This is a genomic window from Bradyrhizobium lablabi (assembly GCF_018131005.1).
GTDB classification, from domain to species: domain Bacteria; phylum Pseudomonadota; class Alphaproteobacteria; order Rhizobiales; family Xanthobacteraceae; genus Bradyrhizobium; species Bradyrhizobium lablabi_D.
Window position 1 is genome coordinate 141,914 of record NZ_JAFCJK010000011.1, and the last position, 24,280, is coordinate 166,193.

At 63.4% G+C, this 24,280-nt stretch carries 24 protein-coding genes and 1 other RNA gene; 10 read left to right on the forward strand and 15 right to left on the reverse strand.

Going from position 1 to position 24,280, the window contains the following annotated elements; all coding sequences use genetic code 11:
• The first annotated feature begins 160 nt into the window (after positions 1–160).
• The gene (locus JQ553_RS28375; RefSeq protein ID WP_212503342.1) at positions 161–595 is read left to right on the forward strand and encodes a cupin domain-containing protein; all 435 of its coding nucleotides are present in this window, start codon (positions 161–163) and stop codon (positions 593–595) included.
• Between the two features lie 159 nt (positions 596–754).
• Here JQ553_RS28375 and murD read toward each other — a convergent pair whose 3' ends face one another.
• The 7 genes from murD to rsmH are packed head-to-tail and all read right to left on the reverse strand — an operon-like array spanning position 755 to position 9,374.
• Positions 755–2,155: a UDP-N-acetylmuramoyl-L-alanine--D-glutamate ligase gene (gene murD, locus JQ553_RS28380; protein WP_212503343.1), complete on the reverse strand. Its 1,401-nt coding sequence runs from the start codon at positions 2,153–2,155 to the stop codon at positions 755–757.
• Between the two features lie 11 nt (positions 2,156–2,166).
• Positions 2,167–3,273 carry a phospho-N-acetylmuramoyl-pentapeptide-transferase gene (gene mraY, locus JQ553_RS28385; protein WP_212503344.1) on the reverse strand — a complete coding sequence of 369 codons (1,107 nt, stop codon included), beginning with the start codon at positions 3,271–3,273 and terminating at the stop codon, positions 2,167–2,169.
• Positions 3,274–3,282: 9 nt separating this feature from the next.
• Entirely contained in the window at positions 3,283–4,716 is a 1,434-nt protein-coding gene (locus JQ553_RS28390; protein ID WP_212503345.1) for a UDP-N-acetylmuramoylalanyl-D-glutamyl-2,6-diaminopimelate--D-alanyl-D-alanine ligase, read from the reverse strand.
• Positions 4,713–6,173, reverse strand: a complete 1,461-nt coding sequence (locus JQ553_RS28395) for a UDP-N-acetylmuramoyl-L-alanyl-D-glutamate--2,6-diaminopimelate ligase (protein WP_212503346.1) — start codon at positions 6,171–6,173, stop codon at positions 4,713–4,715. The genes JQ553_RS28390 and JQ553_RS28395 overlap by 4 nt, the downstream gene beginning before the upstream one ends.
• A gap of 45 nt (positions 6,174–6,218) precedes the next feature.
• Positions 6,219–7,964: a penicillin-binding protein 2 gene (locus JQ553_RS28400; protein WP_212503347.1), complete on the reverse strand. Its 1,746-nt coding sequence runs from the start codon at positions 7,962–7,964 to the stop codon at positions 6,219–6,221.
• Positions 7,961–8,377, reverse strand: coding sequence for a hypothetical protein (locus tag JQ553_RS28405; RefSeq protein WP_212503348.1), 417 nt, complete (start codon positions 8,375–8,377; stop codon positions 7,961–7,963). The genes JQ553_RS28400 and JQ553_RS28405 overlap by 4 nt, the downstream gene beginning before the upstream one ends.
• 1 nt (position 8,378) lies before the next feature.
• Positions 8,379–9,374: a 16S rRNA (cytosine(1402)-N(4))-methyltransferase RsmH gene (gene rsmH, locus JQ553_RS28410; protein WP_409363096.1), complete on the reverse strand. Its 996-nt coding sequence runs from the start codon at positions 9,372–9,374 to the stop codon at positions 8,379–8,381.
• Positions 9,375–9,799: 425 nt separating this feature from the next.
• On the opposite strand from rsmH, the gene JQ553_RS28415 reads away from it, so the two are divergent.
• Complete coding sequence (locus JQ553_RS28415; protein ID WP_212503350.1) at positions 9,800–10,711, forward strand: N-acetylmuramoyl-L-alanine amidase; 912 nt, start codon at positions 9,800–9,802, stop codon at positions 10,709–10,711.
• A 70-nt stretch (positions 10,712–10,781) separates the two neighbouring features.
• Here the strand turns inward: JQ553_RS28415 and JQ553_RS28420 are convergent, their stop codons facing one another.
• Positions 10,782–12,398 (reverse strand): B12-binding domain-containing radical SAM protein, encoded by a 1,617-nt coding sequence (locus JQ553_RS28420; protein WP_212503351.1) that lies wholly within the window; start codon positions 12,396–12,398, stop codon positions 10,782–10,784.
• Between the two features lie 380 nt (positions 12,399–12,778).
• On the opposite strand from JQ553_RS28420, the gene JQ553_RS28425 reads away from it, so the two are divergent.
• Positions 12,779–12,997: a hypothetical protein gene (locus tag JQ553_RS28425; protein ID WP_212503352.1), complete on the forward strand. Its 219-nt coding sequence runs from the start codon at positions 12,779–12,781 to the stop codon at positions 12,995–12,997.
• A gap of 73 nt (positions 12,998–13,070) precedes the next feature.
• Here JQ553_RS28425 and JQ553_RS28430 read toward each other — a convergent pair whose 3' ends face one another.
• Together JQ553_RS28430 and JQ553_RS28435 are read right to left on the reverse strand one after the other, a co-directional pair.
• Positions 13,071–14,306, reverse strand: coding sequence for an RNA polymerase sigma factor (locus JQ553_RS28430; protein WP_212503353.1), 1,236 nt, complete (start codon positions 14,304–14,306; stop codon positions 13,071–13,073).
• A gap of 64 nt (positions 14,307–14,370) precedes the next feature.
• Positions 14,371–14,724 (reverse strand): YciI family protein, encoded by a 354-nt coding sequence (locus JQ553_RS28435; RefSeq protein ID WP_212503354.1) that lies wholly within the window; start codon positions 14,722–14,724, stop codon positions 14,371–14,373.
• A gap of 273 nt (positions 14,725–14,997) precedes the next feature.
• Between JQ553_RS28435 and JQ553_RS28440 the strand changes: the two genes are divergently transcribed.
• The 4 genes from JQ553_RS28440 to JQ553_RS28450 are packed head-to-tail and all read left to right on the forward strand — an operon-like array spanning position 14,998 to position 16,939.
• Entirely contained in the window at positions 14,998–16,413 is a 1,416-nt protein-coding gene (locus tag JQ553_RS28440; protein ID WP_212503355.1) for an OFA family MFS transporter, read from the forward strand.
• Between the two features lie 24 nt (positions 16,414–16,437).
• On the forward strand, positions 16,438–16,596 hold the full coding sequence (locus JQ553_RS28445; protein WP_212503356.1) for a hypothetical protein: 159 nt from the start codon (positions 16,438–16,440) through the stop codon (positions 16,594–16,596).
• Positions 16,597–16,603: 7 nt separating this feature from the next.
• Complete coding sequence (locus JQ553_RS35000; RefSeq protein ID WP_283817298.1) at positions 16,604–16,729, forward strand: hypothetical protein; 126 nt, start codon at positions 16,604–16,606, stop codon at positions 16,727–16,729.
• Between the two features lie 9 nt (positions 16,730–16,738).
• The gene (locus tag JQ553_RS28450; RefSeq protein ID WP_212503357.1) at positions 16,739–16,939 is read left to right on the forward strand and encodes a hypothetical protein; all 201 of its coding nucleotides are present in this window, start codon (positions 16,739–16,741) and stop codon (positions 16,937–16,939) included.
• Positions 16,940–16,971: 32 nt separating this feature from the next.
• Here JQ553_RS28450 and JQ553_RS28455 read toward each other — a convergent pair whose 3' ends face one another.
• Positions 16,972–17,412: a PAS domain S-box protein gene (locus JQ553_RS28455; protein WP_212503358.1), complete on the reverse strand. Its 441-nt coding sequence runs from the start codon at positions 17,410–17,412 to the stop codon at positions 16,972–16,974.
• A gap of 108 nt (positions 17,413–17,520) precedes the next feature.
• Complete coding sequence (locus tag JQ553_RS28460) at positions 17,521–18,423, reverse strand: LysR family transcriptional regulator (protein ID WP_212503359.1); 903 nt, start codon at positions 18,421–18,423, stop codon at positions 17,521–17,523.
• Between the two features lie 134 nt (positions 18,424–18,557).
• Here JQ553_RS28460 and rnpB point away from each other — a divergent pair.
• Both rnpB and JQ553_RS28470 read left to right on the forward strand, forming a co-directional pair.
• Positions 18,558–18,973, forward strand: an RNA gene (gene rnpB, locus JQ553_RS28465) — RNase P RNA component class A.
• Positions 18,974–19,104: 131 nt separating this feature from the next.
• Positions 19,105–20,760: a tetratricopeptide repeat protein gene (locus JQ553_RS28470; RefSeq protein WP_212503360.1), complete on the forward strand. Its 1,656-nt coding sequence runs from the start codon at positions 19,105–19,107 to the stop codon at positions 20,758–20,760.
• 62 nt (positions 20,761–20,822) lie between these two features.
• Here the strand turns inward: JQ553_RS28470 and JQ553_RS28475 are convergent, their stop codons facing one another.
• The 3 genes from JQ553_RS28475 to JQ553_RS28485 all read right to left on the reverse strand — a co-directional run bounded on the left by JQ553_RS28475 (position 20,823) and on the right by JQ553_RS28485 (position 23,122).
• Positions 20,823–21,947 (reverse strand): DUF937 domain-containing protein, encoded by a 1,125-nt coding sequence (locus tag JQ553_RS28475; protein WP_212503361.1) that lies wholly within the window; start codon positions 21,945–21,947, stop codon positions 20,823–20,825.
• 53 nt (positions 21,948–22,000) lie between these two features.
• Positions 22,001–22,498, reverse strand: a complete 498-nt coding sequence (locus JQ553_RS28480) for a helix-turn-helix domain-containing protein (RefSeq protein ID WP_212503362.1) — start codon at positions 22,496–22,498, stop codon at positions 22,001–22,003.
• Positions 22,499–22,621: 123 nt separating this feature from the next.
• Positions 22,622–23,122 (reverse strand): hypothetical protein, encoded by a 501-nt coding sequence (locus JQ553_RS28485; protein WP_212503363.1) that lies wholly within the window; start codon positions 23,120–23,122, stop codon positions 22,622–22,624.
• A 352-nt stretch (positions 23,123–23,474) separates the two neighbouring features.
• Here JQ553_RS28485 and JQ553_RS28490 point away from each other — a divergent pair, with 352 nt between their 5' ends.
• On the forward strand, positions 23,475–24,218 hold the full coding sequence (locus JQ553_RS28490; RefSeq protein ID WP_212503364.1) for a sulfite exporter TauE/SafE family protein: 744 nt from the start codon (positions 23,475–23,477) through the stop codon (positions 24,216–24,218).
• The last annotated feature ends 62 nt before the right edge of the window (positions 24,219–24,280 follow it).

Genomic DNA, 24,280 nt, shown 5'->3' on the forward strand with positions numbered 1-24,280 from the left:
CAGCAAAGTCATTTGGGACATTGCGTTCTGGACACCGGTGGCGGTCTCGTAGCCATCGATCTTCGTTTAGTGGAGAATTGGAGTTCTTCCAGTACGTGAGCCCTGGCAATGCGTGAACCAACTCTCCGCGATCGATCCCACCAAGAAAAAGGAGACATAGATGACTGGCGCGCGATCAAAAGAAACTGGAGGCGAATGGCTGCAAACGAGGCCGGGTGAGCGTTGCCTGATACGGGTTTCCGCTGAGGAAACGAACGGCGCATACTCGATCGTCGAGATCGTCGCCAGTCCCGGAGATAGCACGCCCATGCACGTTCATCAGAACGAGGACGAGCACTTTGTTATCCTGGAGGGCACGGCACGCATTGCGTGCGGTGACAAGGTAGTTGACGCCCCGGCTGGGACATCCATGAGCCTTCCGCGGAATGTTCCTCACGCCTGGGGTAACCCTACGAAGTCGCCCATTCGCTTCGTGGTGACGACCACGCCGGGTGGTGTCGAAGAATCACTTCGCCTGATCGCGCGAGGTGATGTCGACATCATGGCTATCGCTGAGAAATTCAAAGTTCAGATTGTTGGCCCACTGTTGCTTTGAATACGAAATTCCGTGTCAACGCTCCGATTGGTTTGAGGGCGGAAGGAGACGCGGATCGGGCAGGTAACGCCAGCTTGGGCGTCATCAAGCTGGTGAAGAGAGCAAGAGGCGAAAGCACGTACGGCGGATTGACAGCGTAATCCGCCGTACGTGTTGGCTTCATACGATCGGCTTCACACCTGGCAGCGAATTGACGAGATCGCGAAACGCCGCGCCGCGGATTTCGAAGTTACGGTATTGGTCGAACGACGCGCAGGCCGGCGACAGCAGCACGACCGCTTCAGGGAGACCGGAGGCTTCCGCGTCGCGGGCGGCGCTGGCGACCGCGACGTCGAGCGTACCTGACATCTCATGCGGCACGCGCTCGCCGAGTGTTCCGGCAAATTCCTGCGCGGCCTCGCCGATCAGATATGCTTTGCGGATACGCGGGAAATAGCCGGTCAGACTGGTGATGCCGCCGGCCTTCGGCTTGCCGCCCGCGATCCAGAAGATGTCAGCGAACGATGACAGTGCATGCGCGGCCGCATCGGCATTGGTGCCCTTGGAATCGTTGACGAACAGCACGTTCCCGCGGCGACCGACCTGCTCCATGCGGTGCGCGAGGCCGGGAAAGCTGCGCAGGCCGTTCTGCAGCACGTCGGCGGAAATTCCCATCGCGAGCGCGCAGGCCGCGGCGCACGCGGCGTTCTGCGCGTTGTGCAGACCACGCAACGAGCCGATGCCACCCAGGCGCGCCACCTCGCGGCGCGCCGCGCCTTCCGCGCGCACGATGGTTTCGCGCTCGACATAGATTCCGTCGGGCAGCGGGTTCTTCACGGAGACGCGGACCACGCGCTTGCCCGACTGATCCAGCCGGTCGGCGATATTGCGGCACCAGATATCGTCGACGCCGACGATCGATGTACCGCCGTCCTGCACGCCGGCCACCAACCGCTCCTTCACCGCGGCGTAATTCACGAGCGTGCCATGGCGGTCGATATGGTCCTCGGTCACATTGAGCAGGATGCCAACCGACGGATCGAGCGACGGACAAAGGTCGATCTGGTAGGACGACATCTCGATCACATGTACCCGTCCCATCCGCGGCGGCTCCAGCGACAGGATCGCGGTGCCGATATTGCCGCCCATCTGGGCGTCGTAACCCGCGACATCAACCAGATGCGCGATCAACGCCGTTGTGGTCGACTTGCCGTTGGTGCCGGTGATTGCGACGAACGGGGCGTTCGGCGCGTGGCGCCGCCGCTCGCGGCAGAACAGCTCGATGTCGCCGATCACCTCGACGCCGGCCTCGCGCGCCTTGAGCACGCTCCAGTGCGGCGCCGGATGAGTGAGCGGCGCGCCGGGGGTGAGGATCAGCGCGGCGAAACCCGCCCACGAGACATTGCGCAGATCCGCGGTGATGAAGCCTGCTTGGGCTGCCTTTGCGACATTGTCGGCACTGTCGTCGGCGGCGATCACTTCGGCGCCGCCCGCCTTCAGCGCGTGGCAACTCGCAAGCCCGGAGCCGCCGAGGCCGAACACTGCGACCGTCTTGCCCGCGAATGAGGTAACGGGAATCATCGGCCTGCCGCTCAGCGCAGCTTGAGCGTGGAGAGGCCGGCGAGCGCCAGCATCACCGAGATGATCCAGAAGCGGATCACGATCTGCGGCTCGGTCCAGCCCTTCTGCTCGAAATGATGATGCAGCGGCGCCATGCGGAACACGCGCTTGCCGGTCAATTTGAACGACACCACCTGCACGATCACCGACACCGCTTCCAGCACGAACAGGCCGCCGATGACGGCGAGCACGATCTCGTGCTTCACCGCAACCGCAGTGGCGCCCAGCATGCCGCCGAGCGCGAGTGAACCGGTATCGCCCATGAAGATCGAGGCCGGCGGCGCATTGAACCAGAGGAAGCCGAGGCCGGCCCCGAGCACCGCGCCGCAGAGCACTGCGAGTTCGCCGGTGCCGGCAACATAGTTGATCTGCAAATAGTCGGAGAATACCGCGTTGCCGGTCAGGTACGAGATCATGCCGAAGCTTGCCGCCGCGATCATCACCGGTACGATGGCGAGACCATCGAGGCCGTCGGTGAGGTTCACCGCGTTGCCGGCGCCGACCATCACGAAGGCGCCGAAGACCACGAAGAACCAACCGAAATTGAACACGAGGTCCTTGAAGAAGGGAATTGCGAGCGAGGTCGAGGACACGTCGCGCCCGAGCCGCACCAGCGCGTAGCAGGCGCCGAGCGCGATCACCGCCTCGATCAACAACCGCAGCTTGCCGGCGAATCCGCCATGCGACTGTTTTGTGACCTTCAGATAATCGTCATAGAAGCCGACGAAGCCGAAGCCGAGTGTCACCGCCAGCACGATCCAGACATAGGGATTGATCGGGTTGGCCCACAGCAATGTCGATACGACAAGACCGGAGAGGATCATCAGCCCGCCCATCGTGGGCGTGCCCTTCTTGGATATGAGATGAGACTGCGGCCCATCGGTGCGGATCGGCTGGCCCTTGCCCTGCCGCAGTCTCAAATGGTCGATGATCCAGGGCCCGAACAGGAACACGAACAGTGCCCCCGTCACCATCGCGCCACCCGTGCGGAAGGTGATGTAGCGAAACACGTTCAGGCCGCTGCGGAACGCCGCGAAACCCGGTACGGTATTGGACAACTCGATCAAGTAGTAGAACATTCAAAAGCCCTATACCGCTTCTTCTTGCGCGGCTTTGCCGGGGAAGCGCCTTTCCAGCGCACTGACAATGACCTTCATCTTCGAGCCCAGCGATCCCTTCACCATGATCGCATCACCAGCGCGGACCGCGGCGACCGCCTGTGCTTCCAGCGCCGCCGAACTCTCCGCATAGCCTCCCCGCCTGCCGGCGGAAAGGGCGTCCCACAGATTCCGCATCAGCGGACCACAACAATATACGAGATCGATTCGGTTGGCCTTGATGGCCTCGGCGAGGCCGCGGTGCAACTGGGGACCGCTGGGCCCGAGCTCGAGCATGTCGCCGAGAATAGCGATGCGCCGGCCATGCGGCCCCACCTGAGCCTGACCGAGCACATTGAGGGCGGCCGCCATCGAGGCCGGGTTGGCGTTGTAGCTTTCGTCGATCAGCGTGGCCTCGCCATGACCGACCTCCAGCACGCGCCGCATGCCGCGCCCCGAGGGCGCCTCGAGCTGCGACAGCGACAGCGCCGCGCGCGTGATATCCGCGCCCAGCAGCGAGGCACCTGCGAGCACGGCGAGGGAATTCATCGCCATGTGACGGCCGGGCATGCCGATCTTGTAGGTGATGTCGTGGTTGAAGATGTCGGCATGCACCGCTGAACAGGTCGCGTGCAGCGACACGGCAAGCAACCGCGCGTCCGATTTCCTGTCCGCGCCGAACGACAGGATGCGGGAGATGCCGGCGTTCTTCGCCTGCTGCGCAAGCCGGGCATATTGCGCGTTGTCGCGGTTGAGCACAACGGCGCCGCCGGGCTCGACGCCGAGAAAGATTTCGGCCTTGGCGTCGGCGATCGCCTCGATGCCGGCGAAGAATTCCAGGTGCACCGGCTCGACCGTGGTGATGACGGCGACGTGCGGCCGCACCATCGTCACGAGCGGCGTGATCTCGCCGGCATGGTTCATGCCGATCTCGAACACCGCAAATCGCGCCGTCGCAGGGCAACGCGCCAGCGACAGCGGCACGCCCCAGTGATTGTTGAACGACGCCACCGAGGCATGGGTCTCGCCTTGCGCCGCGAGCACGCGCCGCAGCGCCTCCTTGGTCGAGGTCTTGCCGACTGATCCGGTCACCGCGATGATCCGGGCGCCGAGCCGCGCGCGCGAGGCATGTGCGAGCATGACGAGCCCGGCGAGCACGTCGTCAACGACCAGAAGCGGCGCGTCGGCGGGAAACTTGTGGCGCTGCGCCGCCTCGACGACCGCGAGCCCGGCGCCCGCCTTCAGCGCGGCCTCGACGAAGCCATGGCCGTCATGCACGTCGCCCTTGATCGCGAAATAGGCTTCTCCTGCTGCAATGGTGCGGCTGTCGATCGAGAGGCCGGTGACGCCTTCGGGCAGCGCGCCCTGTGTCGCGGCGCGCATCGCCTTTGCCATCGCATCCGACGTCCACAGCAATGCGTTCATGCGCCCCTCGTTGAAAGCGCGGCGGCAACCGCGTCGTGATCGCTAAACGGCAACGTTTTATCGCCGATGGTTTGCCCGACTTCATGGCCCTTGCCGGCGACCAGCAAGGCGTCGCCCGGCTGCAGGTCGGCGATACCGGCGCGGATCGCCGCGGCGCGATCGCCGATGTCGCGCGCCCCCTTGGCGGTCGCCAGGATCGCGGCGCGGATCGCCTCCGGCTTCTCGCCGCGCGGATTGTCGTCGGTGACGATGACCTGATCGGCGTTCTCGGCCGCGATCGCCCCCATGATCGGCCGCTTGCCCGCATCGCGGTCGCCGCCGGCGCCGAAGATGACGACGAGCTTGCGTTTGGCATAGGGTCGCAGTGCCTGCAGCGCCTTCGCAAGCGCATCGGGCTTGTGGGCGTAGTCGACAAAAATTGGCGCGCCATTGTGCTCGCCGACGCGCTCGAGTCGTCCCTTTGCGCCCTCGAGATGTTCGAGGCAGTCGAACACGTCGTTCGCGGCGCTGCCGGTGCCGATCGCAAGGCCAGCCGCGACCAGCGCGTTCTCGATCTGGAATTCGCCGACCAGCGGCAGCCTGATCGTCTGCCTGCGCCCACGATGCGCGATCACGACTTTCTGCGCAAAGCCTTCGATGGCGGCTTCGAGGAGGCCAATGCCCTCGCCTGCGCCATCGGCGTTGCGGCCGGTCGGGATGATACGAAGCTTGCGCGCGCGCGCCGCATCGATCACGGCTCGCGAGCAATCATGATCCGCCGAGATCACGGCGGCGCCGTCATCGGTGACGAGATCGCGGAACAGCCGCAGCTTCGCGTTGAAGTAATGCGCGACGTCGGGATGGTAGTCCATGTGATCGCGCGACAGATTGGTGAAGCCGCCCGCGGCGATCCGTACGCCGTCGAGGCGATACTGGTCGAGGCCGTGCGAGGAGGCCTCGAACGCCAGATGGGTGACGCCGTCACCTGTGATCTCGTCGAGCTGACGATGCAATGCGATCGGGTCGGGGGTGGTCAGCGAGCCGTAGACGGTGCGCTTGTCCGACACGAGGCCGATGGTGCCGATGCTCGCTGAAGGGTGACCGAGTCGCTGCCAGATCTGGCGCACGAACGCCGCGACCGAGGTCTTGCCGCTGGTGCCGGTCACCGCGGCAATGGTCTGCGGCTGCCGGGGATAGAATTTCGCGGCGGCGAGCGCCAGTGCGCGGCGCGCATTCGCCGTGATGACAAAGGGAACGCGGCTGCCGCGTTGCGGCAGATGATCGCTGGCAATGGCCACCGCACCCGCGGCGACCGCCGCGTCGATGAAGCGCGCGCCGTCGGTTCTGCTGCCCGCCAGCGCAAAGAACAGATCGCCCGGTTTCACCGTGCGGCTGTCGACCGCAAGTCCCGTGACCACGATGGCGTCCGCGCTCGGATCGATCGTGGCATCATCGCTGAAGAGGTCGCGAAGTTTCATGATCTTCCAGTCTGGCCGGCGCCGCCGCGCCTCTGGTTGTACGCCTTACTGGGTTGTCCTGGATGCCGCAAGAATAAGGCGGTCGGACGGCGGCAGGTCGAATCGCGGTTCGACCCCCAAAAGCGGCGCAATTCGGGCGATGACATTGCCGCCGGTCGGCACCGCGTTCCAGCCCGAAGTGATGAAACCGTGCGTTTCGGGCAACGCCTGTGGCTCATCCAGCATGACAAGAATCTGATACTTCGGATCGTCGGAAGGCATGATCGCGGTAAAGGAGTTGAGCACCCGCTTCTTGGCATACCGGCCATTGATGACTTTCTCGGAAGTGCCGGTCTTGCCGCCGACATAATAGCCCTTGACGTCGGCGGTCTTGGCGGTGCCGATCTCGGCATTGAGCCGCATCAGGTACCGCATCTTGTCGCTGGTCTCCTGCTTGACCACCCGCTTGGCCATCGCCGCCGCTTCTGCTTCGCTGCGCTTCAGGAACGTCGGTGGAATCAGGTAGCCGCCGTTCACCAGTGCGTTGATGCCCATCACCGCCTGCAGCGGCGCCACCGACAGGCCCTGGCCGAACGCCACGGTCACCGTGTTCAGTTCGCCCCAATGGCGCGGCACCAGAGGCGCGGCGCTCTCCGGCAACTCGGTGCGCAACCGCGTCAGCTGGCCCATTTTGGACAGGAACGCCTTGTGCGCCTCGACGCCCTGGCTGAGCGCGATCCGCGCGGCGCCGATATTGGACGAGTAGGTGAATACTTCCTTGGTGTTGATGAAGCGCCCGAGCGGGTGACTGTCATGGATGGTGAACTTGCCGTAGTGCAGGTTTCCGCGCGCATCCCACGACGAGTTCAGGCTGATTTTGCCGGAATCGAGCGCCATCGCCAGCGTGAATGCCTTGAACGTCGATCCCATTTCGTAGACGCCGGTGGTCAGGCGATTGATGCGGTCTGGGTCGTGGGCTTCCTTCGGATTATTGGGGTCGAAATCCGGGAGAGAGACCATCGCCACGATTTCGCCGGTCCTGACATTGGAGATAATGCCGGAGGCGGCCTTGGCCTTGAACTTCGCCTTGGCCTTGAGCAGTTCGTCGCGCAACGCGTGCTCGACGCGCAGGTCGATCGACAATTCGATCGGCTTCTGCAGCCGGTCGGTGGCGAAGCCTGCGCGGTGCAGGTCGGCCAGACCATTATTGTCCAGCCACTTCTCCATTCCGGCAATGCCCTGGTTGTCGATATTGACGAGGCCGATCAGATGGGCCACCTCGGCGCCGGTCGGATAGACGCGCTTGTTCTCGCGCAGGAAACCGATGCCGGGAATGCCGAGGCGATGGATGTCCTGCTGCTGCTTCGGCAAGATCTCTCGCTTCAGCCAGACAAAGCCCTTGCGCGACGACAGGCGGTCGCGCACCTCGCCGGTATCGAGATCGGGCAAGGTCGCGGTCAGGAGCTCGATCGCCTCGTCCTTGTCGATGATGCGGCGCGGCTCGCCGAACAGGCTCGGCGTCTTGACGTCGGTTGCGAGGATCTCGCCGTTGCGGTCGACGATGTCGGGCCGTGCGGTCGCGATGGCGTCCTGCGAGGCGGTGCGCCGCGCGCCATGGCTGTCGGCGCCGACCGCGAACAGCACAAGGCGCCCGGCAAGCACGGCGTAGACAGCGGTGAAGGCGAGGATCGCAAAGCCGACGCGGGCGCGCGCCTTCGCGGCACGATCGACATTGGGTCCGTACAGCAGGTTGCGGATCAGACGCCGACGCCAGGGTTCGGCCGGCTTGTTGGCGGGTGCCCGGTCGCTCATTGCTGATCTCCCGTCGCCTGCTCGGCGTCTGGCGCGGGTGGTTGCACCGAACCGGTTGCGGCATCGGGATCGGCCGCGGCCTCGATGGTGTCGATCATCGCGCCGATCGGGTCGCGCGCACCGGGCCGCGTGAAGTTCGGCGGCCGCTCGGGCAGGTTCTTCAGGGAATCATATTGGGTTGCATTGATCGGCTTGAGCGGCAGGTGCCGCTCGGCAAGCCCCTGCAGCCGCAGCGGCGCGTCGAGCCTGGCCCATTCAGCGCGCAAGGACGCGATCGCATCGCGCTGCTCGCGGATCTCGGCATTGAGTCGCAGCACGCGCTCGGTGCGCGCGGTCGATTCCATCTTGATGCGGTAGACATAGGCCGCCGCGAACACCAGCATGCCGATGACGAGGAAATGGAGGATGCGCATGTCAGCCTCCCCGCATCACGTCTGATAGCCGCGGCCATGACGCCGAGGCCACGGGTTTGTGCACGGCAGCCGCGGTGCGTTCTGCCGCGCGCAGTTTTGCCGACCGTGCACGCGGATTGGCCGCCACCTCGGCTTCGTCAGGAGTGACCGGGCGCTTGGTCAGGATTCGAAGGCTCGGCGCCGCCAGTGCGACCTCGGGCAAATGCCGCGATCCGCCGGCGGCCTTGCCGCGCTCGGCGAAGAAACTCTTGACGATGCGGTCTTCCAGCGAATGGAAGGACACCACCACGAGCCGCCCGCCTGGCTTTAGCACACGCTCGGCCGCGGCGAGCGCCAAGTGCAGCTCATCGAGCTCCTCGTTGACGAAGATGCGCAGCGCCTGGAACGTCCGCGTCGCCGGATGAATCTCGTTCGGCTTGGCGCGCACGACTTTCGCGACGATGTCGGCAAGCGCCTGCGTCGTCGTGATCGGGGTCTCCTTGCGCGCGGCGACGATGGCGCGGGCGACGCCGCGTGAATGACGCTCCTCGCCAAAAACATAGATGATGCTGGCGAGATCGGTCTCGGAGGCTTTCGCGACCACGTCGGCGGCAGTCGGGCCGCCCTGCCCCATCCGCATGTCGAGCGGGCCATTGTGGCGGAACGAAAAGCCGCGCTCGGACTGGTCCAGTTGCATCGAGGAGACGCCGACATCCATCACGACGCCGTCGGCAGCGTCGATGCCGCGCGCGGCGCAGATTTCGGCGAGTTCGGAAAAGCGGTCCTCGACCAGCGTCAGGCGGCCGTCGGAGCGGTCGACCAGATCAAAGCCGCCAAGAATTGCCCTCCGGTCGCGGTCGATGCCGATGACGCGGGTGCCGGCGACGTCGAGGATCAAGCGGCTGTAGCCGCCGGCGCCGAACGTGGCATCGACGTATGTGCCGCCTGCGCGCGGCGCGAGAAAGTCCACCGCCTCGCGGCCGAGCACCGAGATATGACGAGAGACAACAGCCATCATGCGCCGGCCCCGCACCGGGCCGCGCTCTCTAGATGGAATATGGACGCGCACGGGTCCATTGCGCCCGAGACTCCTGCGCCTTGCCTCGCCGTTCCGGTCAAAAAGCCGATTCGAGATCGCGCTGGTTCCCCTTGGCGGCTGCAAACCCTGATTTCCGACCGGAATTTGCTGGGTTCCCATGGGATTTCGCGCGAAAGCGGACCTCGGCCGCCCTTCCAAACCGGTTCGGCTCCTCTCCTCTCAGTAATGGCACTTAGCGTTAAGAAAGAGTTGATGATCCGTTACCGGAATCGGCTGCCTTTTAACCTTGCCGGAGCCTGGAGGGATGCCCTCGGCGCACAACCCGGGCAAAATGCCCCCGGGCCCGCCGGCGAAGCGATCGACCGCCGGCAGGTAAAGGAATGGTAAATGTCATTGGTTGATTTATGTGTGGTGCCGTTCTCCTGCCCGGTTTGGATGATCCGCTGTGCTTCGGTTCGTTCACGTCTGCAGGTCCCGACTCGAAGCGTCAACGTGCCCTTCCCATTCCCGGGGCCATTGCCGACATGAACACGTTCACTCCCGATTCCTCGATTGCGTCCGACGTGATCCCGTCCGCGAACTATGGAGAGCGCGCCGACGGTCGCCAGCCCGATATGATCGTGCTGCACTACACCGGCATGCCCGACGTGGAGGGTGCGATCGCGCAGCTTTGCACGGCGGGCACGGAGGTCTCGGCGCATTACGTCGTGCTCGAGGATGGCCGCATCCTGCAGTGCGTTCCCGAAAGCAAGCGCGCCTGGCATGCCGGCGTCTCCTGTTGGGCCGGCGAGGAAGATGTCAATTCCTGCTCGATCGGCATCGAGATCGTCAACCGCGGCCACGACTGGGGCTATCCCGATTTTCCACTGCGCCAGATCGCCGCTGTCATCGCGCTGTGCCGCGGCATCATGCTCCGCCGCAAGGTGCCCTCGCATCGCGTGCTCGGCCACTCCGACGTGGCGCCGGCGCGCAAGAAGGATCCCGGCGAGAAATTCCCCTGGCATTCGCTGGCCAATTCCGGGGTCGGCCACTGGGTCCAACCGGCGCCGATTGTGCCCGGCAACGCGCTGAAGTTAGGGGCGATCAGCGACGCCGTCACCGAGATGCAGACGGCGTTCGCGCGCTACGGATATAACATCCCGGTCCATGGCAAGTTTGACGGTCCGACGATGGATGCAGTCACCGCGTTTCAGCGCCACTTCCGCCCCGCGCGTGTCGACGGGATCGCCGACCAGTCCACCATGACGACGCTGCACGCACTGCTCGCCAGCCTGCCGCCGGATGCGGCAGCGCCGGTTGTGGCTTCGGCGAGATAGCGGGCGCCGCTCTCTTCAACGGGTGATTTGATCGGGCAGCGATCGGAGGTGTCGCGAACTTTTCCGTCCATCAAACTGCATGTTGATGAGTTCGCCGCACAAGCCCATCAGCCGTCACCGCAGGCATGCGATCCAGTTCGGCAATCCGGCGCTCAATCTGACTGATCACGCGCTTCGAGAAGGGCCCGAGATGCATGTACAGCGCCATCAGCATCACGATGTAACGCAGCGCGTTTGGATTGGTCTTGGCAACCTCGACGAAGGTCTTCCAAAACGGCTCGCGAACCTCCGGCAGGGCACGCATGACCTTGTGCACGCCCTCGATGCCGGCCAGCCTCTTACGCACGTCGCCATCCGGCAGGTCGCGGCGCCGATCCGACCGATCGAGCATCACGGCGAGCCGCGACAGCCGGGCCGCGTACGCCGTCGGGCTGAACACATGCCCGAGCACGGTCTTGTAATCTTCCAGGATGTCACGAAGCGGGCGTACGGTGTCAAAATTGCAACCGAGCGTGCATTGGTCGCCCGCATGCTCGACCTTCATGAGATCATGGCCCTCGTGCAGGCGACCCTCCGCGGCGAGCCGCCGCGTCAGCTGTGTGCCGGGCAGCGCATAGAGCAGGCCGACCATGCAGACCGGAATGCTCGCCTCGTCGATGAAGTCGATCATCGCCTGCCCCATCGAGACTTTCTCGGTATCGAACCCGACGATGAAACCCGCGGTGACGAACATGCCGTAGCTGTAGATCTTGTGAATGCACTCCGCGATGTTGCGCCTGGTGTTCTGCTTTTTCTTCATCTGCACCAGGGTCTCCGGATCCGGGCTCTCGATCCCGACGAAAATCCCAAAGAAGTTCGCGTCCTTCATTGCCTGCAACAGGTCGCTGTCATCAGCGATATTGATCGAGGCTTCGGTCGAGAACTCGAACGGATAGTCGCGTTCTTCCAGCCAGGCTTTGAGCCGCGGCAGCAACGTACGTAGGTTTCTCTTGTTGCCGATGAAATTGTCGTCGACGAAATCGACATGCCCGCGATAACCGTGATCGTAGAGCGCTTGCAGCTCGGCGAGAATTTGATCGTTGGTCTTGGTGCGCGGCACGCGACCATACAGCTCGATGATATCGCAGAACTCGCAGGTGAACGGGCAACCACGCGAATATTGCACGCCAATGAAGAGATACTGATCGAACTTGATCAGATCGTAGCGGGGCATCGGGCTTTGCGTGACGTCGATCTTGAATTTCTCGGCGATGAACACGCCCTTGCGCTCGCCGCGTTCCCATGCCGCGATGAATTGCTCCATGATTTGCTCGGCCTCGCCGATCACCTGGAAGTCCGCGTCCGCGTATAGATGCGGGCTGGAGGAGACGTCCGGCCCACCGACACATACCGGCTTGCCGTGCAGATGGGCGAGATCGATCAGGTAGAGAAAATCAGGCTGCTGGTTGAGCATACCGCCGATCATGACGAGATCGGCCCAGTTGAGGTCCGCGTCCGTCAAAGGCTCGGTGTTGCGGTTGACAAGACGAATGTCCCAATGCTTCGGCAGCATGGCGGCAACGGTGATCAGCCCGAGCGGCGCAGCCGGATACTTCGCGCCGACGAGTTCGCATGCTTCCGTATAGTTCCAGAATGAGTCCGTAATGAACTTCGGATAGATCATTAGGACACGGCAGGGACTCGTCATGTTGCTCCGGCCTGGACCTCGAGGGTCACGATGCCACGCAGCGTGTCGGGCCTCAAGGGGTCGATTCACTGGTTACAGATGATAAGTGCAGAAGTGGCGCAAGTATGCAACGCTCCGTTCGTGCTCCTGAAAATCGATGGCCGGTTGTCGGGCGATGTTTCGCATAAAGCCTGCTAGGTCGCTTGTTTGGCATGTTTGAGACGTCCCCCGATGTGCGCTGTTCTGTCGCGGTCGGAGCAGACGTCTCGAGGCATCGCATCCGGTTGGCGACTGCCTCGACGCGCTGCCTGAGGTTACTGCGATTTAACTGGCTGATCTTGGGGGGTCAGGCGATAGCTGCACGCGGCCGGCGCCCGCCGTGACGACTTCTACCGAGAGCGATGCCAGATATTGAAATCAACGAGGAGTGCCGCGCCCTGATTGCGGCCGAGTTCCCCTTTGAAGAGACCGGGCGGCGCCTGCCAAATGGCAACTGGCAGCTGCCGGTCGATGCGGAAACGTTGAAGTGCTTGCAGAAGGTGCGGCGGCCCGGCGAATCGATGTCGGACTGCATCATTCGCGCGATCATCATCGTCCTGCACCAGCGCGGCCTGCTATAGAGACAGAAACCCTGCTTTGCAGGTTGATCTGTTCCAACCATTGCATCGTTTGCAAGTGCAAGCCTGATGTCCGTCACCCCATCTCCGCGATCCGGCGCGCATAAAACCGGCGCAGCGGTTCCAACTGCGTCGCCGCACTCGCCGCCTGATACGCCTCGCGCGCATCCTCTCTGCGCGCGAGGCGGCGCAGCAGATCAGCGCGCACCGCCGGCAGGAGCTCGTATCCCTTCAACCCGCCGCGCGCCTCCAGCGCATCGAGCAGATCGAGCGCACGCGCCGGGCCGTCGACCATCGACACAGCGGCGGCGTGATTGAGCTCGATGACAGGTGATGGACTGATCCGCAGCAGCACCTCGTAGAGGCCCGCAATCTGCGGCCAGTCGGTGTCCTCGTAGCTGGGCGCGCGCGCATGCAGCGCGGCGATCGCGGCCTGCACTGCATAGGATTGCGGCCGGCCCGGAATCCGCAGCGCCTCCTCGACCAGTTCCAGCCCCTCGGCGATCTGCTGGACATCCCACAGCGAACGGTCCTGCTCCTCAAGGAGCACGATGTCGCCGCCCGCGGTCTGGCGGCCGGCGCGGCGCGCGTCATGCAGCAGCATCAGCGCCAGCAACCCCTTGATCTCGCCGCGCGAAGGCATCAGGCCGTCGATCAGGCGTGCCAGGCGGATCGCCTCGCGCGCCAGATCGGGCCGCATCAGGTCGTCGCCCGCGGTCGCGGCATAGCCCTCGGTGAAAACGAGATAGATGACCGCGAGCACACCGGAGAGCCGCGCCGCGAGCGCATTGCGTTCGGGCACTTCGTAGGGAATGCCGGCGAGCCTGATCTTCTGCTTGGCGCGCAACAGCCTCTGCGCCATCGCATCCTCGCTCACCAGGAAGGCGCGAGCGACCTGCGCGGTGGTGAGCCCGCACACCGTGCGCAGCGTCAGCGCAATCCGGACTTCCTCGGCAAAGGACGGATGGCAGCAGGTGAAGATCAGCCGCAGCATGTCATCGTCGAGCGTCGCATCGGCCGGTTCGGCAGACGACGACGCATCGAGCAGCAACTGATGCGTCAGTTCCTGCTGCTTGCCACGGAATGAGGCCACACGGCGCACGCGGTCGATCGCCTTGTTGCGGCCGACATTGACGAGCCAGGCACGCGGATTGGCAGGCAGCCCGCCGGCCGGCCACTTCTCAAGCGCGACGGCGAACGCGTCCTGCAGCGAGTCTTCGGCGAGATCGAAATCGCCGACGAGGCGGATCAGCGTGGCCAGCGCGCGCCCCACCTCGTCGCGGAATATCTTTTCGATCTCGTTCGGCGTCATCGGACCTGCCAGGCTTCATTCCGCAGCCGCGCCACGTGGCGCAGCCCGGAACGATGGTCCGGCATCAGTTGTTGTAGATCATGACCGGCCTGACCTCGATCGAGCCGGTCTTGGCGCCCGGAATTCGCGCGGCGATGCCAAGCGCAGTGTCGAGATCCTTGGCATCGATCAGGTAATAACCGCCGAGTTGTTCGCGCGTTTCCGCGAATGGGCCATCCGTCGTCAGAATCTTGCCGTCGCGGACCCGCACCGTGGTCGCGGTCGTGGTGGGCTGCAGCCCATCGCCGGCCTTGAAATGGCCGCTCTGGATGATGGCTTGGGTGAATGCGCCGTATTCCCCCGTCATTTTCTTACGGTCGTCCGCGGTCATACGGCCTAGCTCTGCTTCGCTACGATAGATCAACAGCAGGTACTGCATCTCAACAACTCCTTGTTCATCGGCTGGGTCACCGACACCCAGTCGAACCGGCGACAGGCGAAACGACATCGCCAGGATAATATTTTTTTGAGAACGCGGCAGAGCCCCGGCCGTCGCAAATGGTGATACTGATCCGGCGCATTTATATCTATAAATACGATAGTAACAGCCACAATTATTCGTTTGTCAAAATTATTGCCGTGCGTAGCTTTCATGTCGTGCGCATTCACGCCGGTCCTCACCGGCTTCAAAGGTGGCGCGCTGGAGGGATGAATGACGACCACGCTCGAGAGGCTCGATCCGTCTTCGCAATCGGTGCTGCCATTTCTCGACCGCGATCATACAATCGCCCGGCCCGGCTATAGCCGCTGGATGGTTCCACCGGCAGCGCTCTGCGTGCATTTGTGCATCGGACAAGCCTACGCCTTCAGCGTCTTCAACCTGCCGATGACGCGATTGCTCGGCATCACGCAATCGACGCCGGCGGACTGGAAACTCACCGATCTCGGCTGGATCTTCTCGATCGCCATGGTTTTCCTGGGCCTCTCCGCTGCCGTGTTCGGGCGCTGGGTCGAGGAAGGCGGCCCGCGCAAGGCGATGTTCACCGCCGGAGTGTGCTGGGCAGGTGCGTTCCTGATCTCGGCGCTCGGCGTCTACTTCCACAATCTCTGGATCATCTATCTCGGCTACGGCGTGATCGGCGGTTGCGCACTTGGAATTGGCTACATCTCTCCGGTCTCGACGCTGATGAAATGGTTTCCCGACCGGCCCGGCATGGCCACCGGCATGGCGATCATGGGGTTCGGCGGCGGCGCGCTGATCGCGTCTCCGCTGTCGGTCTGGCTGATGGGCAGGTTCGCGAGCGCCTCCGATGTCGGCGTGCTCTACACCTTCATCACGTTGGGTTGCATCTATTTCATCTTCATGATGGTCGGCTCAACGATCGTGCGCGTGCCGGCGCCAGGCTGGAAGCCGGAAGGCTATGTGCCGCCCGCGACGCCGCGCAAGCTGATGACGGCAAACGACGTGTTCGTCTACCAGGCGGTCAAGACGCCGCAGTTCTGGCTGATCTGGATCGTACTGTTCTGCAACACAACGGCAGGCATCGGCGTTCTCGGCCAGGCTTCGGCGATGAGCCAGGAGATGTTCCCCGGCCACATCACGGCGGTGGCCGCAGCGGGCCTCGTCGGGTTGATGAGCCTGTTCAACATGGGCGGCCGCTTCAGCTGGGCATCGCTGTCGGACCTGATCGGACGCAAGAACACTTATTTCGTTTACATGACACTCGGCTTCGCACTCTACATCACGGTGCCGTTCGCAGGCGCACGTGGCAACGTCGCCCTCTTCGTGATATGCTTCCTGATCATCGTCAGCATGTATGGCGGCGGCTTCTCCACCGTGCCGGCCTATCTGCGCGACATGTTCGGCACTCGCTATGTCGGCGCCATACACGGCATCCTGCTCACGGCGTGGTCCGCCGCCGGCGTCGCCGGGCCGGTGCTGATCAACTACATCCGGGAATACAACGTCACGCACGGCGTGCCGAAGGCGCAGGCCTACAACACCACCATGTACATCATGGCCGGCCTGCTCGTGATCGGCTTCATCGCCAATCTCTGTGTCAAGGCCGTCGACAAGCGCCATCACATGGCGCCCGAGCGCGAGGCCGAACTCGAACGCGCCGCCTAGTTCCATACCCAGGGAGGAACGATCATGAAGAGATTGCCAGAGGCCGAACGACCCTTCTCGCAGATGCTGCTGGGTTGGGCGAAGCGTCACCTCGCGCGCGTGCTTGCTTCGTTCAGTCCGGTCTACAAGGCGGACCGGATCGCGGCCGATGTCGCGGCGAGCGGTAACCCGTCCGGCACATGAGGCCATCATGCAGATCAACGAAATATCCCGCACCACCCCGCTCCAGCTCGCGCTGGCTTGGAGCTTTGCCGGTATCCCACTGCTTGCAGGCGTGATCCAGACACTCATCAACGCCATGAAGCTGTTTCAGTAAAGGCATCGGATGCAACGCGGCGCCGCATTTCTCTACGATTTGCGCCAGCTGTTGGCCGATGAAGGGCCGACAGTCGCGATCTTTGCGACAGTCGCGCTCGCGGCGCTGCTCGCCTTTGGCTTTGGCGCAACATTGGAGGTCGTGGCATCGATGCTGATCCTGGGCGTAGCGACCGCATTTGCGGAGACCCGAATGAGGGCGCGGAAATAGCGCGAACCCCAACCTCGCCGGTCCTGCCAAGCTCAGGACCGCGAGCTGACCTGCCCTTGCACCGCCAGTTGGCGTTTCAGCTCCCTGACTTCCTCGAACCGTTTCGTGACGTCGCGCATGACGGCTACCGTTCCTGCGACCTCGCCCTGCCCGTTTCGCAACATGACGATCGTGAATTCGACCGAAATCCGCCGGCCATCTTTGGTCAGGCTCGGCACCGACAACAGATCGCCTTGGCCGTAACGGCTGGCGCCCGTCTGCATGACATGGCGGTAGCCGGCCCAGTGCCGTGCGCGCAGGTTCTCGGGAATGATCAGATCAAGCGAACTCCCAACGGCTTCCGCGGACGCAAAACCGAAGATGCGCTCCGCGCCTGGATTCCAGAACGTGATGCTGCCGTCTCGATCGGTCGCGACGATCGCGTCCGACTCGCCGCCAAGCAGCGCGCTGCCAAGAATCTGACGAAGATCCATCGTGCTCCCCCGCTCGCTTGATCGCGCTGGTTTGGACCCGCAAGCCCGCAGTGACAAGCGGGAATTGGCGATGCAATCCATCGACAACGCCGATACGACGCTCAGACGTCACCGACGTTTGCGGACGCTCTTCTTGGTGACCGCCGGCGGTTCGGCATCTCGCCGCACCGGCGATATCGCGATGCGATGCATGAGCGCGACCGCGCTCGCGATATGCTCGTCCTGCCGGTCGGAGGGATAGACGACATAGGCCGGCAAGGTGAACACCGGCGCGCCCGCGACCGCGGACAGTCGCTTCGCCTTCAGCAACGGTTCCACGATCCGTCGGGCAAAAAATCCCGTTCCTCCGTTTTCGAGCAGATGCTGCAAGCCGAGCCAGCCGATGTTCGCGTTCAGCGCGGAGCCGGCGAAATTCGGGAACAGCGTGCTGTGACGCATGTAGAATTCCGGCCCCCAGTCGACATAGACATAGCCCGCTCCCGGTTCGGGCGGGCTCTTGGGATCGGTCGAGACCAGGATAAGCTGCTCGTCGAACAATTGCTCGACCTTGAGGCCGGGACGGCTTTGCGGCGTGTACATCACACCGATGTCGATACGTCCTTCCACAAGGCCCTGCATCAGTTCCGGCTCGAGCGCACTTTCGGCACGGATCGAGATGTCCGGATGGGTCGCCTGCATCAGCGGCAACCAATGCAGCAGATATTCCTCCCACAATCCGATGCGGCCGCCGACAACCAGCGTGCCGGTAAAGCCCTTCGGAATCCCGACATCTTGGCGTGCCTGCTCGACGGTGCGGACCAGCACCGACGCGTGACGCTGAAACTGGCGGCCAGCCGGCGTCAGCGTCGTGCCCGCCTTGTTGCGCACGAACAGCGTGCAGCCGAGTTGCTGCTCGAGCGTGTGGATGCGTGTGCTGACGGTCGACTGGCTAACGTGAAGGCGGTCCGCTGCGGTGATGAAGTTGCCGGCGCTCACCACGGTCAGGAAGGTGCGGGCCAGTTCGGTGTCCATGACGCGCAATCTCCTTGAATCGGCGAATTCGATATCAAATGCCGCTGCTTGGCGAATGTCAAAATCATGCACAGCCCGCGTTAACCATCCCTATCGCTTGACGCCGGCGCCCAAAGCCCCCATGCGTAAGCCCGTCAGTCGGCTGGACGGCCGCTCCCGCAAGCGCCGAAAGGCCGCGAGAGAGGAAAGTCCGGGCTCCATCGACATGCGGTGCCGGATAACATCCGGCGGGGGCAACCCCAGGGAAAGTGCCACAGAGAACGAACCGCTGCCTCCTCGGAGGAAGTAAGGGTGAAAAGGTGCGGTAAGAGCGCACCGCGTTTCCGGCAACGGAAACGGCATGGCAAACCACACCGGGAGCAAAACCGAATAGGGACGGCAACGCGGTCAGTTCGCGCGACGCGCGATAACACCGCAGGGCGATGTCAGGCTCGCCGTCCGGGTAGGTTGCTCGAGGCAAGGTGCGAACCTTGTCCCAGAGGAATGGCCGTCGCGCATCATTCGCAAGAATGGTGCCCTACAGAACCCGGCTTACAGGCCGGCTGATGCTCGATCCATGAGGGGCTCGGCGTAACCGCCGGGCCCCTCGCCATTTGGGGGTACCACGGTCGCAAGCGCTGTGACGATGGCGGCTGTTTTGGTAGATTGCCGAACCGGCGCCGCTCAATGAGGACAAAGGGCATGACCTATTTTGATCTCGGGCCGTACAGCCGCAAAGTCACGACATCGTCGCCCGACGCCCAGCTCTGGTTCGATCGCGGACTCAACTGGGTGTTCAACTTCAACCATGGCGAAGCGATCAAGTGCTTCCAGAAGGCGCTCCAGCACGATGGCGAATGCGCGATGGCGCATTGGGGCATCAGCTACGCCGCCGGTCCCAACTACAATTTGCCCTGGGTCCGCTATGACCCGCAGGGCCGGCAAATGGCGCTCGCCGCATCCTACGATGCCATGCAGCAGGCGCTCGCGCATGCAGGGAAAGCAAGTCCGGTCGAGCAGGCGATGATCCGCGCCCTGCCCGCGCGCTATCCGCAGCGCGAGGCGATCGAGGACATGGCGCCATGGGACAAGGCCTTCACGAGAGAGATGCGCCAGCTCTTCGCTTCCTTTCCCGATGACCTCGAGGTCCGGGCGGTGTTTGCCGAGTCGATCATGAACGAAACGCCGTGGCTGATGTGGGACCTGCCGTCCGGCAAGCCCGCGGAGGGCGCCGGCACCGAGGAATGCAGGGCGGTCCTTGAACAGGCCTTCGCGACAGTTCCGGCTGCGTGGAATCATCCGGGGCTGTTGCACCTCTATGTCCACCTGATGGAGATGTCGCCCTTCCCGGAGCGGGCGCTGCGGGCCGGCGACCGGTTGCGCGAGATCGTCCCCGACGGCGGTCACCTGATCCACATGCCGACGCATCTCGACGTGCTGTGCGGACAATACAACGACGTCCTGCTCTACAATCAGAAGGCGCTCGCGAGCGACCGCCGATTCCTCGCCTATTCCGACGATCCGGGCGTCTACCTGGTCTACGTCATCCACAACTTCCACTTCGCGATGTACGGCGCGATGTTCCTCGGCCAGTACAAGCCCGCCATCGCTGCCGCCGAGGAACTGATCGCGACGGTCCCCGAGCCGGTGTTGCGCATTCCATCGCCGCCGATGGCGGATTTCCTCGAGGGATATCTGACGATGAAGCAGCACGTTCTCGTGCGCTTCGGCAAATGGCGCGAGATCATCGAACAGAAGCTGCCGGAGGATCGCGACCTGTACTGCTCGGTGACCGCCATGATCCACTACGCCAAGGCGGTTGCGCATTCGGCGCTCGGCAATGTCGCCGAGGCCGAGGCCGAGAAGGAATTGTTCGCGGCGGCGAGAACCCGCGTGCCCGAAAGCCGACTCATCCACAACAACAGGGTCGTGAATCTGCTGCTCGTGGCGGACGCGATGCTGAACGGCGAATTGGAGTACCGCAAGGGCAATCACGACACCGCGTTCGCGCACCTGCGTCGATCGGTCGAGCTCTCAGACGCCCTGCCCTATGACGAGCCCTGGGGATGGATGCAGCCGCCCCGTCATGCGCTCGGCGCGCTACTCCTCGAGCAGGGACGCATCGAGGAGGCCGAGGCGGTGTACCGTTCCGATCTCGGTCTCGACGGCAAGCTGAGCCGGGCCTGCCAGCATCCCGACAATTTGTGGTCGCTCCATGGCTTGCACGAATGCCTGGTTCGTCGCGGAGAAAAAGTCGAGAGCGCTCTGATCAAGCAACGGCTCGATCTCGCGCAAGCGCGGACGGAGGTGCCGATACGGGCATCGTGCTTCTGTCGTCGGATCGAGCTGGCCGCATAGCCGTTGCCGCCGGCCAGCAAGATCCTTCCGCGCTGCCGCGCTCCGTGCTTGACGCGTACGGATCAAGCCCGGGAGAGCGCGTCAAGCTTGCCGCGAAGCTCATCGATCATAGGCTTCGCGACCGGGCCGACCCCCGGCGTGGCCAGCGCCTTCTCGCACATTTCATTGATCGTCGGCATTGCCGCGGCGATCAACTTGGCGAGTGCGCTTCTGCCTTCCGGGTTGAGCTTGCCGGCGAGTTGATTGACCTCGCTCAACTGATTGGTCGCCTCTTGCAGCTTGGGCAAGGCCGATTGCGCGCTCGCGGCATCCTTAATGCTTGGAAGCAGCGACTTCAGGCTGTCGACGGACGAGTTGACCCGGCCTGTCAAATTGCCAACGGTTATATCCGTTGGCGCAGCGCCAACCGTGGTCGTCGCCGGTTGAACCGGTGCCGAACGTGGCAGCTCGGCGACGGTTTCTCGCTGCGGACCCATTGCGTACCAGGCGAGGCCGGCCAGCACGGCCACGCCGAGGAGCCAGTAGGGCCACTGCGCCGTCGTTCCGCTCGCCCTCGCGGCTGCTTGACTGCCTGCGGCAGACATTCGCCCGGCGGCGGCCGAAGCCGTGGCTGCGCCGCTACGCAGACTCTCGCCAGCATCGTCGATGAGACCAGTCGCCGTCAGCCGATCGGCAATCCCTGACGGAATCGCCGCCGCGATCTGCCGCTTCTGCGAAGTGAGGAGAGATGCCAGTCCATTTGTATCCAGGCCCGCACTGCTGGCGTGCCGGCCCAGGGCGCCGAGCACCACCGGACCAAGCATGCTCAGCAAGGAATTGGCTGAGCTCTTGCTCACTCCCGAAGATTCACCAATCGCCTGTGACATCGTGTCGAGCGCACCACCTCCGAACAGCCCGGACAGCATGCGCGATCCGGTGCTCATGAGCGCATCTGCGCCTGAACCCTGCGTGAGACTCGCTAGCACGCCATCGAGGGATCCGGGCTGCTGCTGCGACAGCGTGTTCGTGAGTTGGCGCGCGCCGGTGGGAGTCGAAGCGACGTCAGCGACGCTCGCAAGCAGCGAAGGGACTGCGCCGGCAATCATCTTCTGCACGAGGTTGCTGTCAAGGCCGAGAGCCGCGGCGATCTTCGTAATCATGTCGGGGGTCAGTAGTTGCGTCACAAGCTGAACAAGGTTGGTAGCCATCGTGAGCTCCTTTGAAATCTTTCTAGGTTGAGTCTATGCGCCCCCCAGGGCCTTCAGATCGACGTTTCCAATCTCGATAATTCCTTTGCCGTGTCCACGATCATGTCGATCCGACGCTGCAGCTTCTGCTTCAGATCGGGGATGTTGACCTTGTCGGTGACCCGATAGGCGTTGCCGACACGTTCGACATATCCGTGCTTCACCATCTCCTGCAGGCGCCGCAACACTACTGCGCGCGGCAGCTTCAAGGCGTCGGCGATATTGGTCGGCCGCGCCGGCGAGCACATCACGGTTCGGAGAAACACATAGATGCCGATTGCGCGATAGGTCGCACTGTCGCTGTGAGAGCCGAATGACGTGCCGTAGTCGTCGTTCAGGCTCTGTATCAAGCCGAGATACAGGCGACACAAAAGCATTCGCTCGCGCCCGAGCTCGATGCGTTGCGGGGGCCGGACCTGCTCTACGAGCACGAAGTCGGAATGCGGGTCGTGGCCACCGCAGCTCTCGCTGCCCTGCGCTGACGGCCCATCATGGGCGGCATAAGATGTCATGGACGCTACTCCCACGCTGAAACGCATTTCGATCGTCGATCCTCATGCGGTGGATACCTGTGCTCATCCGCAGTCGGTGCGAAGACGCGCGGCGCTTCGTGCGGCAAGCGCTGGATAGCTCGTTCAGCTCGCGAGCTTGAGCACACTCGAAATTTCGTTCAGCGTCGCCTTTTCGGTTTCGCTTACGGCAACGCCTCCGATGCCGAGAAAACCACCTTCACCGGCGGCCTCCGCAACGCTCTGGCCGATCTGACGCAGCCAATTCTCGAATACCGCAGCATCACCCGGCGCCTTTGCGCCAAGAATCTTGTCGACCTTGCCAAGGATTTCGATGCAGGCGGCCTTCATTTCGCCAGGCTTCTTGCCGGCCAATGCCTGCTGCAAACGGCTGCTGGACATGCTGCGTCCACTGCTCGTTGCGAGCTCATCGACGACGGCCTTGACGAGCGGGTTGGCGCCCGCGTCCATCTTTGCCTTCGCGAGCATCTTGCCGCTCGCAAAACTCTCCTGGAGGAGACCGAAAAGCCCACTCGGCTCGGCCGCAGTTACAGCGAGCCCCGTTGCCATTACGCTTTCCAGCAGGGTCTGCCATTCGTCAGAGGTGAAGCTTGATTTGTCGGCCATGAGCATTCTCCTCGCTTGCTTCGACGAAATCTTCTCAGCGGAACGTAGAAAACTTGCTTCAAGGTGCGGGGGGGCTTCGCCTTTGTTGGGAGATGTACCTTCTATGCTATCACAAGCTGCGAATGCTCGCTACAGCAGTCAGGTACGGTCCCTGTAACGGCTTGGCCCGCGCTGTGGAACAGTCAGTCCGGTTGACCGAATTGCCCGATCCCGAAATTGGCGGCCGTCTTCACTCTTCGAAATGATCGAGACGTTTCCATTCCGATTGCCGTTGAACAACCGTGATTTGGATAGTACCTGCCGCCGGCGTCGTGTAAACGTCACGTCACATAACAGGGAATACGGGACAAGGATGACCGCGCCGACTTACGTGCTTCTGATTGTCGGCGCGCTCGCTGGCGGGTTCGTGGCCGGCCTCGCCGGCTTCGGCACTGCACTGATGGCTCTCGGCATCTGGCTTTACGTGCTGCCGCCGACGCTTGCGGTGCCGCTGGTGCTGATCTGTTCGGTGATCGCGCAGACCTCGACGCTCCCCTCGATCTGGAAGACCATCGATTTCCGCCTGGTCTGGCCATTCATCATCGGCGGCCTCGCCGGCGTCCCGATCGGCATCCTCCTGATCGCGCAAGCCGACCCGACCGTCTTCAAGCTGACCATCGGCGTCTTCCTGCTGGTGTTTCCGACCGCGCTGTATCTGCAGCGCAAGCCGATGGCGATCGGCTTCGGCGGCAAATGGGCCGACGGCGCGATCGGGTTTGCCGGAGGCATCCTCGGCGGCCTCGCCGGATTGTCCGGCCCGCTGCCGATCCTGTGGGCGAGCATACGCGGCTGGGGCAAGGAAGCGCGTCGCGGTATCTTCCAGACCTTCAACTTCACGATCCTTGCGAGCGCGCTGTGCGTGCAGATCGCAAGCGGCCTGGTCAAGCCCGAGATCGTCTGGCTGGTGGTCTGCGCTTTTCCGGGCACGCTGATCGGCGCCTGGATCGGCGCGCGCGTCTATCACGCGATGAGCGACCGGAATTTCTCCGACGTCGTGCTGGCGCTCCTGTTCCTGTCCGGCCTTGGGTTGCTGTGGAGCGGGATTGCTCCGAGCTAGCACGCGCATAGCCGCCATGTGCACCGCCTGAAGTGCTTGTCGGGTCGACAGCAAAGCCGCTA

Coding starts and splice junctions, on each gene's coding strand:
- JQ553_RS28375 (WP_212503342.1), top strand. CDS start 161: ATGACTGGCGCGCGATCAAAAGAAACTGGAGGCGAATGGCTGCAAACG.
- murD (WP_212503343.1), bottom strand. CDS start 2,155: ATGATTCCCGTTACCTCATTCGCGGGCAAGACGGTCGCAGTGTTCGGC.
- mraY (WP_212503344.1), bottom strand. CDS start 3,273: ATGTTCTACTACTTGATCGAGTTGTCCAATACCGTACCGGGTTTCGCG.
- JQ553_RS28390 (WP_212503345.1), bottom strand. CDS start 4,716: ATGAACGCATTGCTGTGGACGTCGGATGCGATGGCAAAGGCGATGCGC.
- JQ553_RS28395 (WP_212503346.1), bottom strand. CDS start 6,173: ATGAAACTTCGCGACCTCTTCAGCGATGATGCCACGATCGATCCGAGC.
- JQ553_RS28400 (WP_212503347.1), bottom strand. CDS start 7,964: ATGAGCGACCGGGCACCCGCCAACAAGCCGGCCGAACCCTGGCGTCGG.
- JQ553_RS28405 (WP_212503348.1), bottom strand. CDS start 8,377: ATGCGCATCCTCCATTTCCTCGTCATCGGCATGCTGGTGTTCGCGGCG.
- rsmH (WP_409363096.1), bottom strand. CDS start 9,374: ATGATGGCTGTTGTCTCTCGTCATATCTCGGTGCTCGGCCGCGAGGCG.
- JQ553_RS28415 (WP_212503350.1), top strand. CDS start 9,800: ATGTGTGGTGCCGTTCTCCTGCCCGGTTTGGATGATCCGCTGTGCTTC.
- JQ553_RS28420 (WP_212503351.1), bottom strand. CDS start 12,398: ATGACGAGTCCCTGCCGTGTCCTAATGATCTATCCGAAGTTCATTACG.
- JQ553_RS28425 (WP_212503352.1), top strand. CDS start 12,779: ATGCCAGATATTGAAATCAACGAGGAGTGCCGCGCCCTGATTGCGGCC.
- JQ553_RS28430 (WP_212503353.1), bottom strand. CDS start 14,306: ATGACGCCGAACGAGATCGAAAAGATATTCCGCGACGAGGTGGGGCGC.
- JQ553_RS28435 (WP_212503354.1), bottom strand. CDS start 14,724: ATGCAGTACCTGCTGTTGATCTATCGTAGCGAAGCAGAGCTAGGCCGT.
- JQ553_RS28440 (WP_212503355.1), top strand. CDS start 14,998: ATGACGACCACGCTCGAGAGGCTCGATCCGTCTTCGCAATCGGTGCTG.
- JQ553_RS28445 (WP_212503356.1), top strand. CDS start 16,438: ATGAAGAGATTGCCAGAGGCCGAACGACCCTTCTCGCAGATGCTGCTG.
- JQ553_RS35000 (WP_283817298.1), top strand. CDS start 16,604: ATGCAGATCAACGAAATATCCCGCACCACCCCGCTCCAGCTCGCGCTG.
- JQ553_RS28450 (WP_212503357.1), top strand. CDS start 16,739: ATGCAACGCGGCGCCGCATTTCTCTACGATTTGCGCCAGCTGTTGGCC.
- JQ553_RS28455 (WP_212503358.1), bottom strand. CDS start 17,412: ATGGATCTTCGTCAGATTCTTGGCAGCGCGCTGCTTGGCGGCGAGTCG.
- JQ553_RS28460 (WP_212503359.1), bottom strand. CDS start 18,423: ATGGACACCGAACTGGCCCGCACCTTCCTGACCGTGGTGAGCGCCGGC.
- JQ553_RS28470 (WP_212503360.1), top strand. CDS start 19,105: ATGACCTATTTTGATCTCGGGCCGTACAGCCGCAAAGTCACGACATCG.
- JQ553_RS28475 (WP_212503361.1), bottom strand. CDS start 21,947: ATGGCTACCAACCTTGTTCAGCTTGTGACGCAACTACTGACCCCCGAC.
- JQ553_RS28480 (WP_212503362.1), bottom strand. CDS start 22,498: ATGACATCTTATGCCGCCCATGATGGGCCGTCAGCGCAGGGCAGCGAG.
- JQ553_RS28485 (WP_212503363.1), bottom strand. CDS start 23,122: ATGGCCGACAAATCAAGCTTCACCTCTGACGAATGGCAGACCCTGCTG.
- JQ553_RS28490 (WP_212503364.1), top strand. CDS start 23,475: ATGACCGCGCCGACTTACGTGCTTCTGATTGTCGGCGCGCTCGCTGGC.